This window comes from Streptomyces sp. NPDC012794, assembly GCF_042901085.1.
GTDB lineage: Bacteria > Actinomycetota > Actinomycetes > Streptomycetales > Streptomycetaceae > Streptomyces.
Map to the genome: position 1 here is coordinate 26,449 of NZ_JBIBCI010000002.1, position 16,033 is coordinate 42,481.

Annotated in this window: 14 protein-coding genes and 4 tRNA genes; 8 read left to right on the top strand and 10 right to left on the bottom strand. The window is 71.4% G+C overall.

Annotation, left to right across the window (positions count from 1 at the left end; all coding sequences use genetic code 11):
- A partial coding sequence (locus ACFY7H_RS03205) for a DEAD/DEAH box helicase (protein WP_388932358.1) occupies window positions 1–1,788 on the bottom strand: 1,788 nt, incomplete at its 3' end.
- A gap of 335 nt (window positions 1,789–2,123) precedes the next feature.
- On the opposite strand from ACFY7H_RS03205, the gene ACFY7H_RS03210 reads away from it, so the two are divergent.
- Window positions 2,124–2,396: a hypothetical protein gene (locus ACFY7H_RS03210; protein WP_388932361.1), complete on the top strand. Its 273-nt coding sequence runs from the start codon at window positions 2,124–2,126 to the stop codon at window positions 2,394–2,396.
- 439 nt (window positions 2,397–2,835) lie between these two features.
- Here the strand turns inward: ACFY7H_RS03210 and crcB are convergent, their stop codons facing one another.
- Genes crcB through ACFY7H_RS03225 form a run of 3 tightly spaced genes read right to left on the bottom strand, consistent with a single transcriptional unit; the run spans window position 2,836 to window position 4,030 of the window.
- Entirely contained in the window at window positions 2,836–3,210 is a 375-nt protein-coding gene (gene crcB, locus ACFY7H_RS03215; RefSeq protein WP_388932364.1) for a fluoride efflux transporter CrcB, read from the bottom strand.
- Window positions 3,207–3,683 carry a CrcB family protein gene (locus ACFY7H_RS03220; protein ID WP_388932367.1) on the bottom strand — a complete coding sequence of 159 codons (477 nt, stop codon included), beginning with the start codon at window positions 3,681–3,683 and terminating at the stop codon, window positions 3,207–3,209. Before ACFY7H_RS03220 ends, crcB begins: the two co-directional genes overlap by 4 nt.
- Entirely contained in the window at window positions 3,680–4,030 is a 351-nt protein-coding gene (locus tag ACFY7H_RS03225) for a metallopeptidase family protein (RefSeq protein WP_030225620.1), read from the bottom strand. Before ACFY7H_RS03225 ends, ACFY7H_RS03220 begins: the two co-directional genes overlap by 4 nt.
- Window positions 4,031–4,154: 124 nt before the next feature.
- On the opposite strand from ACFY7H_RS03225, the gene ACFY7H_RS03230 reads away from it, so the two are divergent.
- The 3 genes from ACFY7H_RS03230 (at window position 4,155) to ACFY7H_RS03240 (ending at window position 4,435) form a co-directional block, all read left to right on the top strand.
- A tRNA-Glu gene (locus ACFY7H_RS03230) sits at window positions 4,155–4,227 on the top strand.
- 38 nt (window positions 4,228–4,265) lie between these two features.
- A tRNA-Asp gene (locus ACFY7H_RS03235) sits at window positions 4,266–4,339 on the top strand.
- A 22-nt stretch (window positions 4,340–4,361) separates the two neighbouring features.
- Window positions 4,362–4,435, top strand: a tRNA-Phe gene (locus tag ACFY7H_RS03240).
- Window positions 4,436–4,476: 41 nt separating this feature from the next.
- Here ACFY7H_RS03240 and ACFY7H_RS03245 read toward each other — a convergent pair.
- From ACFY7H_RS03245 to ACFY7H_RS03255, 3 genes are read right to left on the bottom strand one after another with little or no spacing between them, the layout of a single operon-like run.
- A complete protein-coding gene (locus tag ACFY7H_RS03245) occupies window positions 4,477–5,313 on the bottom strand; it encodes a cytochrome c biogenesis CcdA family protein (RefSeq protein ID WP_388932371.1) in 837 nt (278 codons plus the stop codon).
- Window positions 5,310–6,020 (bottom strand): thioredoxin domain-containing protein, encoded by a 711-nt coding sequence (locus tag ACFY7H_RS03250; RefSeq protein WP_388932374.1) that lies wholly within the window; start codon window positions 6,018–6,020, stop codon window positions 5,310–5,312. The genes ACFY7H_RS03245 and ACFY7H_RS03250 overlap by 4 nt, the downstream gene beginning before the upstream one ends.
- 52 nt (window positions 6,021–6,072) lie before the next feature.
- Window positions 6,073–6,513 carry a hypothetical protein gene (locus ACFY7H_RS03255; protein ID WP_388932376.1) on the bottom strand — a complete coding sequence of 147 codons (441 nt, stop codon included), beginning with the start codon at window positions 6,511–6,513 and terminating at the stop codon, window positions 6,073–6,075.
- A 111-nt stretch (window positions 6,514–6,624) separates the two neighbouring features.
- On the opposite strand from ACFY7H_RS03255, the gene hrpA reads away from it, so the two are divergent.
- Window positions 6,625–10,548: an ATP-dependent RNA helicase HrpA gene (gene hrpA / locus ACFY7H_RS03260; protein ID WP_388932379.1), complete on the top strand. Its 3,924-nt coding sequence runs from the start codon at window positions 6,625–6,627 to the stop codon at window positions 10,546–10,548.
- 71 nt (window positions 10,549–10,619) lie between these two features.
- Window positions 10,620–10,693: transfer RNA gene (locus ACFY7H_RS03265), tRNA-Asp, on the top strand.
- Between the two features lie 612 nt (window positions 10,694–11,305).
- Here ACFY7H_RS03265 and bldC read toward each other — a convergent pair.
- Both bldC and ACFY7H_RS03275 read right to left on the bottom strand, forming a co-directional pair.
- The gene (bldC, locus tag ACFY7H_RS03270; RefSeq protein ID WP_003949541.1) at window positions 11,306–11,512 is read right to left on the bottom strand and encodes a developmental transcriptional regulator BldC; all 207 of its coding nucleotides are present in this window, start codon (window positions 11,510–11,512) and stop codon (window positions 11,306–11,308) included.
- Between the two features lie 619 nt (window positions 11,513–12,131).
- The gene (locus ACFY7H_RS03275; RefSeq protein WP_388932381.1) at window positions 12,132–12,971 is read right to left on the bottom strand and encodes a hypothetical protein; all 840 of its coding nucleotides are present in this window, start codon (window positions 12,969–12,971) and stop codon (window positions 12,132–12,134) included.
- Window positions 12,972–13,155: 184 nt separating this feature from the next.
- Here ACFY7H_RS03275 and ACFY7H_RS03280 point away from each other — a divergent pair, with 184 nt between their 5' ends.
- Window positions 13,156–14,265 (top strand): Leu/Phe/Val dehydrogenase, encoded by a 1,110-nt coding sequence (locus ACFY7H_RS03280; protein WP_388932383.1) that lies wholly within the window; start codon window positions 13,156–13,158, stop codon window positions 14,263–14,265.
- Window positions 14,266–14,543: 278 nt separating this feature from the next.
- On the top strand, window positions 14,544–14,804 hold the full coding sequence (locus ACFY7H_RS03285) for a DUF3073 domain-containing protein (protein WP_125602468.1): 261 nt from the start codon (window positions 14,544–14,546) through the stop codon (window positions 14,802–14,804).
- A 117-nt stretch (window positions 14,805–14,921) separates the two neighbouring features.
- On the opposite strand, the gene purM is transcribed toward ACFY7H_RS03285, so the two are convergent.
- Entirely contained in the window at window positions 14,922–15,992 is a 1,071-nt protein-coding gene (gene purM, locus ACFY7H_RS03290) for a phosphoribosylformylglycinamidine cyclo-ligase (protein ID WP_388932387.1), read from the bottom strand.
- Window positions 15,993–16,033 lie beyond the last annotated feature (41 nt).

Here is a 16,033-nt window from a genome sequence, read left to right on the forward strand (position 1 = left end):
ACGGAAACCACCACGGTCGCCACCACGGTTGTCGCCACCACGGTCATCGCGACGGAAGCCACCCGACGGACGGTCGTCACGACGGAAGCCGCCACGGTCACCGCCACGGTCGCCACCGCGGTTGTCGCGGCGCTCGTAGTTGCCCCGGTCGTCACGGCGCTCGAAGGTGCGCTCCTGGACGACGGGTTCGGCGACGGCCGCCACGGCAGCGGCGACCTCGGCCTCGGCGGCCTCGACGACCTCGGCGACGGCGGCCTCCGGGTCCTCACCGCGCTCGCGGGCGGAGCGGGCGACGAGACGGTCGGCCTCCTCGCGCAGCTCGGCGGCGCGACGGGTCGCGCGCTCCAGCTGCTTCGTCAGGTCGGCGACCTCGCGCTCGGCCTGCTTGGCGGCGTTGTTCGCGGAGTCGGCCTGGACCTCGGTGAGCGAGCGCGCACCGGTGATCTCGGCGACCTCCGGGTCGAAGGCGCCGGCGCCCTGGACGATGTGGCGCGAGGCGTCGACGCCCGCGTCCTCCATCAGGCGGAAGATCTGGCGGCGCTGGTGCGGCAGGGCCAGGGAGACGACGACACCGGACTTGCCGGCACGGGCGGTACGGCCCGAGCGGTGCAGGTAGTCCTTGTGGTCGCCGGCCGGGTCCACGTTCAGGACCAGGTCGATGCCGTCGACGTGGATGCCGCGGGCGGCGACGTCGGTGGCGACGAGCGCGTTGACGTAGCCGTCCTTGAAGTCGGCGAGGACGCGGGTACGGGCGCCCTGCGTCATGCCGCCGTGCAGCGCGTCGGCCTTCACGCCGGCCTCGATGAGCTGCTCGGCGATGCGGTCGGCGCCCAGCTGGGTGCGGACGAAGATGATGGTGCGGCCCTTGCGGGCGGCGATGGCGGCCGTGACCGGCGCCTTGTCCTTCGGCTTCACGACGAGGACGTGGTGGGTCATGGTCGTGACGTTGCCCTGGGCGCTGTCGACCTCGTGCGTGACCGGGTTGGTCAGGTAGCGCTTGACCAGGGTGCCGATCTCGTTCTCCATGGTGGCGGAGAAGAGCATGCGCTGGCCGCCGCCGGGGATCTGGTCGAGCAGCTCGGTGACCTCGGGCAGGAAGCCCAGGTCGGCCATCTGGTCGGCCTCGTCGAGGACGGCGACCTCGACGTTCTCCAGGGAGCAGGCGCCGCGGTTGATGATGTCGCGCAGGCGGCCCGGGGTGGCGACGAGGACGTCGACACCGCGCTCCAGGGCGTAGATCTGGTTGCCCATGGAGGTACCGCCGCAGACGACCTTCATCTTGAGGCCGAGGACGTCGCCGTAGGGCTGGAGGGCGTCCGCGACCTGCATCGCGAGCTCACGCGTCGGCGTGAGGATGATCGCGCGGGGCTTCTTCTTCTCGGTGTGGCCGCCGGCGAGGCGGGCCAGGGTCGGCAGACCGAAGGAGAGGGTCTTGCCGGAGCCGGTGCGGCCGCGGCCGAGGATGTCCTTGCCGGCCAGGGCGTCCGGGATGGTCGCGGCCTGGATCGGGAACGGGGAGGTGACGCCGTTCTGGGCGAGCTTGCGCACGACGCCCTCGGGCAGACCGAGGTCCGCGAAGGTGGTGGTGGGCTCGGCGTCGTCGGCGTCGGCCGCGTCCGCCTCGGCGGTCACGTCGGCGACATCCGCCACGTCGGCCTCGAGGGCCTCGATGATCTCGTCGCGCTCGATGGCGTCCATGGCCTCGGTGACCGCGAGGGTCTCGGCGTCGACGATCTCGGTGGAGTCGTTCTCGGGCATGACGGAACGGTCAGAACTGGAAATGGACATGCGAAATGCGAAACCTTCCGGAGTCTCGGCACGCGCCCAAACTCCGTGAATCGCAAATCGACCGCCTCAATGCGGTCAGCCACGGCTAGGGAGAGTACGCGCCACACGGCGCTCTTCGGATTCGGCGCCGGGCAATGGGATCAAACGATCTATAACCATACGCACCCTCCCGGGGGTCTGGCAAGTCGCTCCCGGGACATCGCCCCTGACCTGCGGCGATGCTCCGGGGACGAGTCGCACGAACTCCGGAAGGGCCACCCAGAACCCCGTGGATCGGGGCAGAGCGCCCCTACGCGACGCTCGACCCGGGACCCGGATCGGACGGCGACGTCGGTGTGGGTTCCGTCACAGTCGGCGAGGGCTCCGCGGTCGGGCCGGTGCCGCCGCTGGTCCCACCCGACCCGCCCGACCCACCGGACCCACCCGAACCGGAGCCGCCGGAGCCGGACCCGGACCCCGAGCCCGAGCCCCCCGACGCCGAACCGGATCCCGAGCCCCCGGCGGCCGACCCCGCACCGCCGGCCCCCGAGCCCGAACCGGAGCCGCCCGCCGCGGACCCCGAGCCGCCGGTCCCCGTACCGCCCCCGGACGGCGCCTGGCCGCCCTGACCGCCCGCGCCGCCGCCCGGACCGGCCGTGGGCGCGGGCTGCCCCGGCTTCGCGGGAGCCCCCGGGCTGGGCGAGGCCCCGGCCGCGCCGGAGGCCTTCCCGGGCTCACCCGGCTTGGCCGCCTGGTTCCCCGTACCGTCCTTCACGCCGCGCCCGCTGCCGTGGACCCCGGAACCGTGGCCGCCGCCGGCCGCCCCGGCGGGCCCGCCCGTGTCCTTGCCGCCGACCGAAGCCGCGGGCCCGGGCTTGGCGGCGTCCTCACCGACGCTCATGCAGCCGGCCGTCGCCGCCACCGCGAGGGCGGAGACGGCCAGTCTGAGGGACGCTGACAGGGAAGCGGTCAAAGGGCGCACGGGGGCACCTCCGGAGCACTGCGGCGGGGTCCGCGATGAGCGGGTCAATGAACCCAACTCCCTTTACCCCGTAAGAGACACGCCCCTTACGCGAACAGCTGTCGCGCCACCTGAGAGCCGAGCGTCACCGCGCCCAGCCCCACCAGCACCGACGCGGCGACGTTCGCGGCGGCGAGGGACCGCCGGCCGCGCTCGGCCAGCCGCAGGGTCTCGTACGAGAAGGTCGAATAGGTGCTCAGCGCCCCGCACAGCCCCGTACCGAGCAGCAGCCGCACCTGCGAGGAGCCCGCCCCGGCCAGCGCCGCCCCGGTCACCACCCCGAGCAGCAGGCACGCGGCGGCGTTGACGACGAAGGTCCCCCACGGGAAGACGGATTCGTGCCGCGCCTGCACCGCCCGGTCGGTGAGGTACCGCAGCGGCGCCCCGACGACCGCGCCCGCCACGACCAGCAGCCAGTTCACCGGTGCCCCCGCGCGAGCGCCAGCCGCGTCACCGACGCCGCCGCCCACACCGCAGCCAGGGCCGCCGCCACCGTCAGCCCGGCGTACGCCAGCGCGGTCCCGGCCTCGCGCTCGTCCAGCAGCCGGGAGAAGTCCGCGGCGTAGGCGGAGAAGGTGGTGAACCCGCCGAGCACGCCCACCCCCGCGAACGGCCGCAGCAGCGGGTGCGGCGCGCTCCGCCCGCCCTCGCTGATCAGCACCATGAGTACGCCGATCAGTGCGCAGCCCGTGGCGTTGGTCCAGAAGGTCGCCCACGGGAAGGCCCCGGGCCCGGCCGGCCACAGCAGGGCCGCCCCGTACCGCGCCGAGGCGCCCACGGCACCGCCCGCCGCGACGGCGGCGAGCACCCGGCCCTGCGGTTCGGCGCGCTGGGCGGGTACGTGGAGGTCGACGTCGGGGTCGATCGCCTCCGCGCCGGGGACGGGCCGGGTCACCCGTAACCCAGGGCGTGCAGCCGCTCGTCGTCGATGCCGAAGTGGTGGGCGATCTCGTGCACGACCGTCACCTCCGTCTCGGCGACCACGCTCTCCCGGTCCTCGCACATCCGCAACGTGGGGTTCCGGTAGATGGTGATGCGGTCGGGGAGCACTCCGGCGTACCACTCGCCGCGCTCGGTGAGCGGTGTCCCCTCGTACAGGCCGAGCAGCTCGGGATCATCGGCCGGGGGCTCGTCCTCGACGAACACCGCGACGTTGTCCATCAGCCGCGTCAGCTCCGGCGGAATGCGGTCCAGGGCCTCTGCGACGAGCTCCTCGAACTCCTCGCGCGTCATCTCCAGCACCCGGCCATTGTCGCTCCGGCGGGGCCCGCCGCCGCCCCGGGGGAAACCGTTTTGGCGATAGCTCCTCCGATCCCATATGCTTCTCACGTCCCCGACGCGCTGAAAAGTGCCCGGCGGGCCTTTAGCCCTCATCGTCTAGTGGCCCAGGACGCCGCCCTTTCAAGGCGGTAGCACGGGTTCGAATCCCGTTGGGGGTACGCAACACCATGTGCAAGACTTGCTCTTGCACAAACCAGGTCCTGTGGAGCAGTTGGTTAGCTCGCCACCCTGTCAAGGTGGAGGTCGCGGGTTCAAGTCCCGTCAGGATCGCTGAGGCTGGAAACAGTCTCGTGGCTGGGTAGCTCAGTTGGTACGAGCGATCGCCTGAAAAGCGATAGGTCGCCGGTTCGACCCCGGCCCCAGCCACAACAGGAAGGCCCCGTCCATCGGACGGGGCCTTCCGCGTGTTACCCCTCCCGCTCCTCCGCGCGGGCCGTCCGCCGCCACCGGACCAGCCCGAAGGCGAGCGCCCCCGCGCCGACCAGTGCGAGCAGCGCCCAGTCCGGTACGGCGTCCGCGAGGGCGCCCACCCGGCGCTCGACGGCGTACGAGTCGTCCACGTCCAGCAGCCCGGGCAGGGCGCTCGTCCCGTCGTAGGCCAGGAACAGCGTGCCCAGGGTGATGAAGAACAGCCCGGACAGCAGCGAGGTCGTGTGCAGTTCGAGGCGGCCCATCCGGACGGCCCGGCCGCGCAGCCAGCGCCGCCGCCCCAGGTCGAAGCGCTCCCACAGCAGGGCCAGCACGAACAGCGGTACCGCCATGCCCAGCGCGTACACGGCCAGCAGCAGACCGCCGTAGACCGGGCTCCCGCTGACGGCGGCCACGGTCAGGACGCTGCCGAGGATGGGGCCCGCGCAGAAGCCGGCCAGCCCGTAGACCGCGCCGAGGGCGTACACCGACAGGGCCGTCGTGGGGCGGATCCGGCCGGACAGCTCCGAGAGCCGCTTCGGGGCGAAGCCGAGGCCCAGGATCTGGGCGAGCCCCAGCGCGATGATCAGCCAGCCGCCCGCGAGGACGAGCAGGTCGCGGTTGCCGTGGAAGAAGCGGCCCGCGTAGGAGCCCGCCGCGCCCATCGGTACGAGGGTGCTCGCGAGGCCCGCGTAGAAGATCCCGGTGCGTGCCAGGAGCCGTGAGCGGGAGTCGATCGAGTACGCGAAGAAGGCGGGCAGCAGCAGGGCGCTGCAGGGGCTGAGCAGGGCGAGGAGACCGCCGAGCAGGGCGGCCAGGTATCCGATGCCGGTCACTGCCCGGCCGCTGCCCGCTCGGCCCTGGCGATGGCGGCCGCGAAGGCGTCCAGGGGCTGGGCGCCGGCGAGGGGCTGCCCGTTGACCAGGAAGGAGGGGGTGGAGCGGACGCCGATGCGGTAGCCCTCTTCCTGGTCCCTGCGCAGGGCGGCGGCGGCCTCCTCGCCCGCCATGTCCCGCTTGAAGCGCTCCAGGTCCGGGACCCCGGCCTCGCGGGCCAGCTCGGTCAGGCGCTCCTCGCCGAAGCCCTTGGCCTTGGCGTCCTCGGCGTACGCGGCGGCGTGGAAGGCCTTGAAGCGGTCCTGCCGGCCGGCGGCCCAGGCGGCCTTGGCGGCGGCCTCGGACTCGGCGCCGAAGATCGGGAAGTTGCGCCATTCGATGCGCAGGGTGCCGTCCTCGACGTACTTCTTCACCAGTTCGGGTTCGGTGTCGCGGGCGAACTTGCCGCAGTAACCGCACTTGAAGTCGGAGTACTCGATCAGGACGACGGGGGCGTCGGCGCGGCCCAGCGCGAGCTTGTCGCCGGCGTCGCGGCGGGCCAGGGCCTTGAGCTCGGCGGCCGGGTCGGTGCGGGGCGCGGAGGCGGAGGCGGTGTCGCGGGGCCGCTCCTCGGGGGCGGTGGCCTGCCAGGAGACCAGCCCGAGGGTGACGGTGGCGAGCGCGACCCCGGCGGAGATCAGCAGGGGCTTGCGGGACGAGCGGGACATAGGGGTGCTCCAGAGCTGCGTGTGATGAGGGGAACCGGTGGTGCGGCTCCTTCTAGACCCGCATCACGGACAGCTCCACCGGCGAGGGCGCCGGCCGGTCCGGCCCGCGTACGGGGACCCGTACGCACTCCCCCCGGTCCGGCCGCTCCCCCCCGGGCGCGGGGCGCGCCGGAGGCACCGCGGCGTGGTCCTGCCCGGGGCGGGGCGGTACGGCGGGTGCCGGGCCGTGGCCGGGGGAGTCGGGGCCGCAGGCGGGCCCCCGCCCCGGGAGCCGCTCGGCCGCCGTCTCCCGCGCCGGCCCCGCCGCGGCGCCGGCCGGGTGCGCCACCGGGACCGCGGCGGCCGCGTCCTGCCGCACGGCGATCTCGGCGCCCGCGGGCGGCGGTGCGAGCGGGCCGGCGGTGCGGGCGAGGCCCGTGAGGGCAACCGCGAGGAGGCCGAGGACCAGCGCGAACAGGGCGGCGGCCGGAGCGCGGGGAGGACGGCGGGACAACGGTGGGCTGCCTCTCACTCGCACGGCCGGGGGACTCGTCCCGAAATGGTACGGGGAGGGGCACAAATGCGTTCGCCACCCGCCCGGCCCAGGTGAGATCCTCGATCAGGTATGTCTACTTCCTTCGCCGCCCTGCAGACGCTTCTCGGAGAGATCTCCCTCCGGGACGCGCACCGCCTCGGCCGCCGCCTCGAGGGCGCCCGCCGTATCCGCAAGCCCGAGGCCAGGCAGGCCGTGCTCGACGAGATCGCCGCGGAGGCCGAGAAGGCCGCCGCGCGACTGGCCGGCCGCGCCTCGCGCATGCCGGAGGTCACCTATCCCGAGAACCTGCCCGTCAGCCAGAAGAAGGACGAGATCGCCGAGGCGATACGCGACCACCAGGTCGTGATCGTGGCGGGCGAGACCGGCTCCGGCAAGACCACGCAGATCCCCAAGATCTGCATGGAGCTGGGGCGCGGCGTCCGGGGCATGATCGGGCACACCCAGCCCCGGCGGATCGCGGCCCGTACGGTCGCGGAGCGCATCGCGGAGGAGCTGAAGTCGGAGATCGGCCAGACGGTCGGCTGGAAGGTCCGCTTCACCGACCAGGTGGACCCGGACGCGACCTTCGTGAAGCTGATGACGGACGGCATCCTGCTCGCGGAGATCCAGACGGACAGGGAGCTGCGCGCCTACGACACGATCATCATCGACGAGGCGCACGAGCGGTCCCTGAACATCGACTTCCTGCTGGGTTACCTGGCCACGCTGCTGCCCAAGCGCCCCGACCTCAAGGTGGTCATCACCTCGGCGACCATCGACCCGGAGCGGTTCTCCCGGCACTTCGGGGACGCGCCGATCGTCGAGGTCAGCGGCCGTACCTATCCGGTGGAGGTGCGGTACCGCCCGCTGCTGGAGGAGGACAGCGAGGAGAGCGACCGGGACCAGATCACGGCGATCTGCGACGCGGTGGACGAGCTGCAGGGCGAGGGGCCGGGGGACATCCTGGTGTTCCTCTCCGGTGAGCGGGAGATCCGCGACACCGCCGACGCGCTGGTCAGGAAGCAGCTGCGCTTCACCGAGGTGCTGCCGCTGTACGCCCGGCTCTCGCACGCCGAGCAGCACCGGGTCTTCCAGCCCCACACCGGCCGGCGGATCGTGCTGGCCACGAACGTCGCCGAGACCTCGCTGACCGTCCCGGGCATCAAGTACGTGATCGACCCGGGCACGGCCCGCATCTCCCGCTACAGCCACCGCACGAAGGTGCAGCGGCTGCCGATCGAGCGGATCAGCCAGGCCAGCGCCAACCAGCGCAAGGGCCGCTGCGGCCGTACCAGCGACGGCATCTGCATCCGGCTGTACTCCGAGGACGACTTCAACGCCCGTCCGGAGTTCACGGACGCCGAGATCCTGCGGACGAACCTGGCGTCCGTCATCCTCCAGATGACGGCGGCCGGGCTCGGGGAGATCGAGAAGTTCCCCTTCATCGACCCGCCGGACCACCGCAACATCCGCGACGGCGTGCAGCTGCTCCAGGAGCTGGGCGCGCTGGACCCGGCGCAGAAGGACGTGAAGAAGCGGCTCACCCCGCTGGGCCGCCAGCTCTCCCAGCTGCCCGTGGACCCGCGGCTGGCCCGCATGGTCGTGGAGGCGGACAAGAACAACTGCGTGCGCGAGGTCATGGTCATCGCGGCGGCCCTGTCCATCCAGGACCCGCGCGAGCGGCCCTCGGACAAGCAGACGCAGGCGGACCAGAACCACGCCCGGTTCAAGGACGAGACGAGCGACTTCCTCTCCTACCTGAACATGTGGCGCTACGTGCGCGAGCAGCAGAAGGAGCGCGGTTCCTCCGCCTTCCGCCGGATGTGCAAGCAGGAGTACCTGAACTTCCTGCGGATCCGGGAGTGGCAGGACATCTACTCGCAGCTGCGCACGGTCGCCAAGACCATGGGCATCCACGTCAACGAGGCCGACGCGCCCGAGACGAGCATCCACGTCTCGCTGCTGGCCGGTCTGCTCTCGCACATCGGGCTCAAGGACACCGACAAGAACGAGTACCTGGGGGCCCGGTCCGCCAAGTTCGCGATCTTCCCGGGCTCGGCGCTGTTCAAGAAGCAGCCGAAGTTCCTGATGTCCGCGGAGCTGGTGGAGACCTCGCGGCTGTGGGCGCGGGTGAACGCCAAGGTGGAGCCCGAGTGGGTGGAGCCGCTGGCGCAGCACCTGATCAAGCGCACCTACAGCGAGCCGCACTGGGAGAAGGACCAGGCGGCCGTGATGGCGTACGAGAAGGTCACGCTGTACGGCGTGCCGATCGTGGCGCAGCGGAAGATCAATTACGGCCGGATCGACCCGGAGGTGTCGCGGGAGCTGTTCATCCGCAACGCGCTGGTCGAGGGCGACTGGCGCACGCACCACAAGTTCTACGCGGACAACCGCAAGCTGCTGACCGAGGTCGAGGAGCTGGAGAACCGGGCGCGGCGCCGGGACATCGTCGTGGACGACGAGACCCTGTTCGACTTCTACGACCAGCGGATCCCGGAGCACGTGGTGTCGGGGGCGCACTTCGACTCCTGGTGGAAGCACAAGAAGCGCGAGGAGCCCGAACTCCTCGACTTCGAACGGGAGATGCTGCTCACGGAGAAGGCGGCCGGGGTCACCAAGGCCGACTATCCCGACACCTGGCGGCAGGGGCAGCTGAAGTTCCGGGTGACGTACCAGTTCGAGCCGGGCGCGGACGCGGACGGTGTGACCGTGCACATCCCGCTCCAGGTGCTGAACCAGGTCACCGACGAGGGCTTCGACTGGCAGATCCCGGGCCTGCGGGAGGAGGTCGTCACGGAGCTGATCCGCTCGCTGCCGAAGCCGGTCCGCCGGCACTACGTACCGGCGCCGAACTTCGCGACGCGTTTCCTGCGGACGGCGCATCCGATGCGGGAGCCGCTGCCCGTGACGCTGGCGCGCGAGCTGCACCGGATGGTGGGGGTGCCGGTGTCGCCGGAGGACTTCGACCTCGGCCGGATCCCCGACCACCTGAAGATCACTTTCCGGATCGTCGACGAGCGGCGCCGCAACCTCGCCGAGGACAAGGACCTGGAGGCCCTGCGGCTGAAGCTGAAGCCGAAGGCCCGCCAGGCCCTCTCCAAGGCCGCGGCCGCCACCGCCGAGCGGGCGGGCGGGGAGTCGCTGGAGCGCACCGGGCTGACCGACTGGACGATCGGCACCCTGGTGCGGGTCTTCGAGACCCGCCGGGCCGGCCAGCCGGTGAAGGCGTACCCGGCGCTGGTGGACGAGGGGACGAGCGTCTCCGTACGGCTCTTCGACACCGAGGCCGAGCAGCAGCAGGCGATGTGGCTCGGCACCCGGCGGCTGATCCTGCTGAACATCCCGGTGAATCCGGCGAAGTTCGCCTCGGACAAGCTGACCAACCAGCAGAAGCTGGCGCTGTCGCGCAATCCGCACGGTTCCATCCAGGCGCTGTTCGACGACTGCGCGATGGCGGCGGCCGACAAGCTCATCGCCGACCACGGCGGTCCCGCCTGGGACGAGGCGGGCTTCCGCCGGCTCCACGACGCGGTCCGGGCCGACCTGGTGGACACGACGGTGCGGACCGTGGCCCAGGTGCAGCAGGTGCTGGCGGCCTGGCAGGCCTGCGAGCGGCGGCTGAAGGCCACCGGCAGCCTGGCCCTGATGGCGAACGTCGCGGACGTGAAGGCCCAGCTGGCGGCGCTGATGCCGGCCGGTTTCGTCACGCTGACCGGGCTGAAGCGGCTGCCGGACCTGATGCGCTACCTGGTGGCGGCCGACCGGCGGCTCCAGCAGATGCCGACGGGCGTCCAGCGCGACACCACGCGCATGGAGAAGGTCCACGAGATGCGGGACGAGTACCTGTGGCTGCTGGAGCAGCTGCCGAAGGGCCGGCCGGTCCCGGAGGCGGTCACGGAGATCCGCTGGATGATCGAGGAACTGCGGGTCAGCTACTTCGCGCACGCGCTCGGGACGGCGTACCCGATCTCCGACAAGCGGATCGTGAAGGCGGTGGACGCGGCGGCGCCGTGATCCGGTTCGACCGCACCCCCTGAGCTGCTGTACAGTCTGTTTCGCAGCCGCGCCAGTCGGCCGCGAATCAAGGTCCTGTGGAGCAGTTGGTTAGCTCGCCACCCTGTCAAGGTGGAGGTCGCGGGTTCAAGTCCCGTCAGGATCGCAGAAACGTCAGGGCCCGCATCCCCTCGGGGGATGCGGGCCCTGACGCGTATCCGGGTGCCGTCCGCGCGTACGGCGCCCGCTCCGCCGACGGCTCCCCGCCTCGCGATCACCCGAAACCCGCCGTGCCTCTGAGCGCCCCCCTGAGGGCCCCGGCACCCCCGCGTGCGGTCCGGTCCCCGAAACGCGGCCCCGGCCCCTCCAGCGGCCGCCCAGCGGGGCCGGTGCCCCATCCGTCCGGGCCGGAAAAATCCCTCGTACGTGTGAGGCGCTCTGTACCGGACCTTCCCTTTACGAGGTGCATTGCCGGATGTACAAGAGTTATCAGCTGTGACGGGAGTCACCCTATGAGTTTTCGAGACCCGTACGTTTATCGGACCCCTACGCCCGCTCGATTTAATATGTGCAATGGCACCCACCCCGTCGGCCTCGCCGGCGACGGGATCCCGCACTGGTCCGGAGCATAAAAAAAGACCGCGCTGGACCCGGCGGAGTCCAGCGCGGTCAAACGGCATGGAGCCTGTTGGGGCAGGCCCGGCCGATGAAGCCATGTGGGTTTCATCGGATTGGGGGATCCGACACGTACCCGTTAATGCGGTGGTGCTGCGGGACCTCAGGCCTCGCTGCGCTGCTGCGGAATTCCCGCGAGCAGTGCGCGGACCTCAGCCTCGCGGTAACGGCGGTGTCCACCCAGGGTGCGGATGGACGTGAGCTTGCCAGCCTTGGCCCAGCGGGTGACCGTCTTCGGGTCCACGCGGAACATCGTGGCAACCTCAGCCGGGGTCAGCAGCGGCTCGGCATCAGGGGTGCGAGCGGTCATGAGCGGCCTCCTCGGGAGAACCGAACCATCTCGGTTCTTTCCTCTAAATTCTGCACCTTGGCCCGCGTTGCCCGAAATGGACATACGCAGGCCGAGTCGGTTATAGGACGAACGGCTTGTCCTCGGCACTACAACTACACCATCCGTCCAGCCTCGACGGCCAAACCGATGGAATTGCCCTCCGAGGTGTTCATCAGCGGCGGAAGCCGATGGACCGTCCCATAACGGACAGTCACCCCACTGTGACGATCAGTCACAGAGCGATCAGGAGCCGTCAGACCCCCCATAGAGTGCAATACCGAGCATTCCGCCCAAAGTTGGGCGGAAGGAACCCTCCCCGGACTCCTTGTCCTATTTTGGCACGAGGGTAGGGGAAGGGCGCAAGGGTGTGGATAGTGCGTTCCGTCACGCTTGAGCCAATGGCCCGTATCGGGACGTAGGTCCTGGGACTAAGACCTTAATGCGGTGATCGAACCCCTGATCTGCGTATTGCGGCCGATCGGCCGATGACAACCGATACGGGCGATACGAGGGGGGTCCGAACGGGTCCGAACGGGTGCCGAACGGGATTCGTACATGATCCCCACCGACCCCGGGTTCCGAAAGGCCCCGAGCCCACCTAGTTCGCGAAGAGCCTCTCCCGGACCGCCCGCCACCGAAGCGACAGCTCCCCGTACACCTGCGCGGCCCCCTCGTGGTCCCCCGCCCGCAGGGCCGCGATCCCCTCCGCCAGATCACGGGCCGACCGGTCCCCCGCCAGGCCGTCAGCCGGCAGCGCGTGCAGCAGCCCGCCGTAGTCCAGTTCGACCATCGACCGCGGATGGAACTCCTCCAGCCAGCCGCCGACCTCCGCCAGCCCGTCCGCCAGCGGCCCGTACCCCCGCCCCTCCGCCGCCCGCAGGGTCCGCAGCGTCCGCGCCAGGCGCCTGCGGGCCTGGACCATCGGCGTCCGGTAGCGCAGCCGCTCGCCCGGCAGGTACTCCCGCTCCTCGTCGGCCACCAGCACGAACCAGCGCAGGGGCACCTGCCACACCCCGGTACGGATCCACGGGCGCGCGTCCGGGTTCCGCTCGCGCCAGGCCGCGTACGCCTCCGCGGCCCGGCGCCGCTGCGCCGGCGGCAGCGCCGCGTCCAGCACCGGGCGAGGGAAGTCGGCGACCAGCTCCGGGAGCGCCAGCCAGCCGCGCAGCCGGGTCCGCCAGGGGCAGACCAGCAGCACCCCGTCCAGCTCCGCCGTGAAGGCGTCCCCGCTCTCGTGCACCGGGACCCCCACCACGGGGACCCGTACCAAATCCGCGAGGGACCGCCGCAGTTCGTCCTGGGCCGTCGGCGCGCCGCCGCGCCGGGCGTACGCCGCCCAGTGCGTGCGCTCGGGCTCGGTGAACGCCGTCAGGGGCTCGTACACGCGCAGGTAGGAGGCGTACGGGACGGCCGGCCCGGGCCGTGGGGATTGGCTCACGCACCCGTCCTGCCCCTTCCGGCGGTCCGGCTCACCTCCGGAGCGGCGGTAACACGGGAGTGTTCCGATCCCCGGACAGGGGGTACCCCCGCACGCCGCAGGTCTTACTCTGCTCCCAGTGCGCCCTCCCCCACCCGCAGGGCGGGCGACTTTCCGCCGCATCTCTTCCATGGGAGTCACCACCGTGACCGAAATGACCGACGGCGTCCTGCACACCCTGTTCCGTTCGGAGCAGGGCGGCCACGAGCAAGTCGTGCTGTGCCAGGACCGTGCCACGGGCCTCAAGGCCGTCATCGCCATCCACTCCACCGCCCTGGGCCCCGCCCTCGGCGGCACGCGCTTCCACGCGTACGCCTCGGACGAGGAAGCCGTCCGCGACGCGCTGAACCTCTCGCGCGGCATGTCGTACAAGAACGCCCTCGCCGGCCTCGACCTCGGCGGCGGCAAGGCCGTGATCATCGGCGACCCGGCCGTCCTCAAGACCGAGGAACTCCTGCTGGCCTACGGCCGGTTCGTGGAGTCGCTCGGCGGCCGCTACGTCACCGCCTGCGACGTCGGCACCTACGTCGCGGACATGGACGTCGTCGCCCGCGAGACCCGCTGGGCCACCGGCCGCTCTCCCGAGAACGGCGGCGCCGGCGACTCCTCGGTGCTCACCGCCTACGGCGTCTTCCAGGGCATGCGCGCCAGCGCCCAGCACCTGTGGGGCGACCCCACCCTGCGCGGCCGCAAGGTCGGCGTCGCCGGCGTCGGCAAGGTCGGCCGGCACCTGGTGGAGCACCTGCTGGAGGACGGCGCCGAGGTCGTGATCACGGACGTCCGCGAGGAGTCGGTCCGCGAGATCCTCGCCAAGCACCCCGGCGGCAAGGTCAGCGCCGTGGCCGACACCGAGGCCCTGATCCGCACGGAGGGCCTGGACATCTACGCCCCCTGCGCGCTCGGCGGCGCCCTGAACGACCACTCCGTCCCCGTCCTGACCGCCACGGTCGTGTGCGGCGCGGCGAACAACCAGCTCGCCCACCCGGGCGTGGAGAAGGACCTCGCGGACCGCGGGATCCTCTACGCCCCGGACTACGTGGTCAACGCGGGCGGGGTCATCCAGGTCGCCGACGAGCTGCACGGCTTCGACTTCGACCGGTGCAAGGCGAAGGCCTCGAAGATCTTCGACACCACCCTGGCGATATTCGCACGTGCGAAGGCCGATGGGATCCCGCCGGCCGCCGCCGCCGACCGGATCGCCGAGCAGCGCATGGCCGACGCCCTCGCCCTGCGCGCCGCCGCCCGCAAGGCGTAGCCCCTTTCGGGGACCCGCCGGGGCGCGGCGAGACGGAACTCACTGCGCTTCGGCGGGTCGGCGGCCTGGAAAGCGTTAAAATCGCAGCTGACCAGCGAGTACGGGGTGTCCCGCTGGTTCTGTGGAGAGGCGCGTCATGCGGGCGGCGTACCGTATGGCCGCGGAAGCAGGTACCGTTAAACCCCTACGGACGGTCTCTCCACGGAGAGCCCGCTCCGAACCATGAACGCGTGTCAGACTCTGGGGCCGTCGAGCCCCGTCACCGAGGGGGTCGAGCCATGGGGCGCGGCCGGGCCAAGGCCAAGCAGACAAAGGTCGCCCGCCAGCTGAAGTACAACAGCGGCGGGACTGACCTCTCGCGTCTGGCCAATGAGCTGGGCGCATCGCAGACAGAGCCGCTGCCTATCAGCGCGCCGGTCGAAGTCGATGACGATCTGGACGACGACGACCCGTACGCCAAGTACGCGGATCTGTACAACGATGACGACGAGGACGAGGACGAACAGTCCGGTCCGTCGGCGCACCGTCGCGGGGCTTGACGCAACGATCCTCTGCACACCGCGTGCGTACCAGCGGGCTGAGTCAGCCGCTGAACCCGTTCCATACGTGCCGAAACCCGGTCCAGGGCATTGCCCCGGACCGGGTTTCAGTGCTGCTCAGACCGCGTAGCTGCCGGTCAGGGCCGCGCCCTCGGCGTGGTCGCCCCGGTCGAGGATCTCGCCGGCGACCCAGGCCTCGACGCCACGGTCGGCCAGGGCGGTCAGGGCCACGTCCACCGACTCCTGCGGGACCACGGCCATCATGCCGACGCCCATGTTCAGGGTCTTCTCCAGCTCCAGCTGCTCGACGCTGCCGGCCTTGCCGACCAGGTCGAAGACGGCGCCCGGGGCCCAGGTGCCGCGGTCGACCGTGGCGTGCAGGTGGTCGGGGATGACCCGGGCGAGGTTGGCCGCGAGGCCGCCGCCCGTGATGTGCGAGTACGCGTGGACCTCGGCCGTGCGGGTGAGGGCCAGGCAGTCCAGCGAGTAGATCTTGGTGGGCTCCAGCAGCTCCTCGCCGAGGGTGCGCCCGAGCTCGTCGACGTGCTGGTCCAGGGACATCCCGGCCCGGTCGAAGAGGACGTGCCGGACCAGCGAGTACCCGTTCGAGTGAAGGCCGGACGAAGCCATCGCGATGACGGCGTCACCCGTACGGATGCGATCCGCGCCCAGCAGCCGGTCGTACTCGACCACACCGGTGCCCGCGCCCGCCACGTCGAAGTCGTCCGGGCCGAGCAGCCCGGGGTGCTCGGCGGTCTCGCCGCCGACGAGGGCGCAGCCGGCGAGGACGCAGCCCTCGGCGATGCCCTTGACGATGGCGGCGACACGCTCGGGGTGCACCTTGCCGACGCAGATGTAGTCCGTCATGAAGAGCGGCTCGGCGCCGCAGACGACGATGTCGTCCATGACCATGGCGACCAGGTCGTGGCCGATGGTGTCGTACACGCCCATCTGGCGGGCGATGTCCACCTTGGTGCCCACCCCGTCGGTGGCCGAGGCCAGCAGGGGGCGCTCGTAACGCTTGAGGGCGGAGGCGTCGAAGAGGCCGGCGAACCCGCCGAGGCCGCCGAGGACCTCGGGGCGCTGCGTCTTCTTCACCCACTCCTTCATCAGCTCGACGGCGCGGTCGCCCGCTTCGATGTCCACGCCTGCGGCTGCGTAGCTGGCACCGGTGGTCTTCTCTGTCATGACAGGAGAGAGCTTTCGTGTCGTTACTGCGGTTGGTGCGG

Bases quoted from the DNA above. Each gene is read 5' to 3' on its own strand.
- ACFY7H_RS03250 (WP_388932374.1), bottom strand. From the start codon at position 6,020: ATGTCCCGCTCGTCCCGCAAGCCCCTGCTGATCTCCGCCGGGGTCGCG.
- purM (WP_388932387.1), bottom strand. From the start codon at position 15,992: ATGACAGAGAAGACCACCGGTGCCAGCTACGCAGCCGCAGGCGTGGAC.
- hrpA (WP_388932379.1), top strand. From the start codon at position 6,625: ATGTCTACTTCCTTCGCCGCCCTGCAGACGCTTCTCGGAGAGATCTCC.
- ACFY7H_RS03285 (WP_125602468.1), top strand. From the start codon at position 14,544: ATGGGGCGCGGCCGGGCCAAGGCCAAGCAGACAAAGGTCGCCCGCCAG.
- bldC (WP_003949541.1), bottom strand. From the start codon at position 11,512: ATGACCGCTCGCACCCCTGATGCCGAGCCGCTGCTGACCCCGGCTGAG.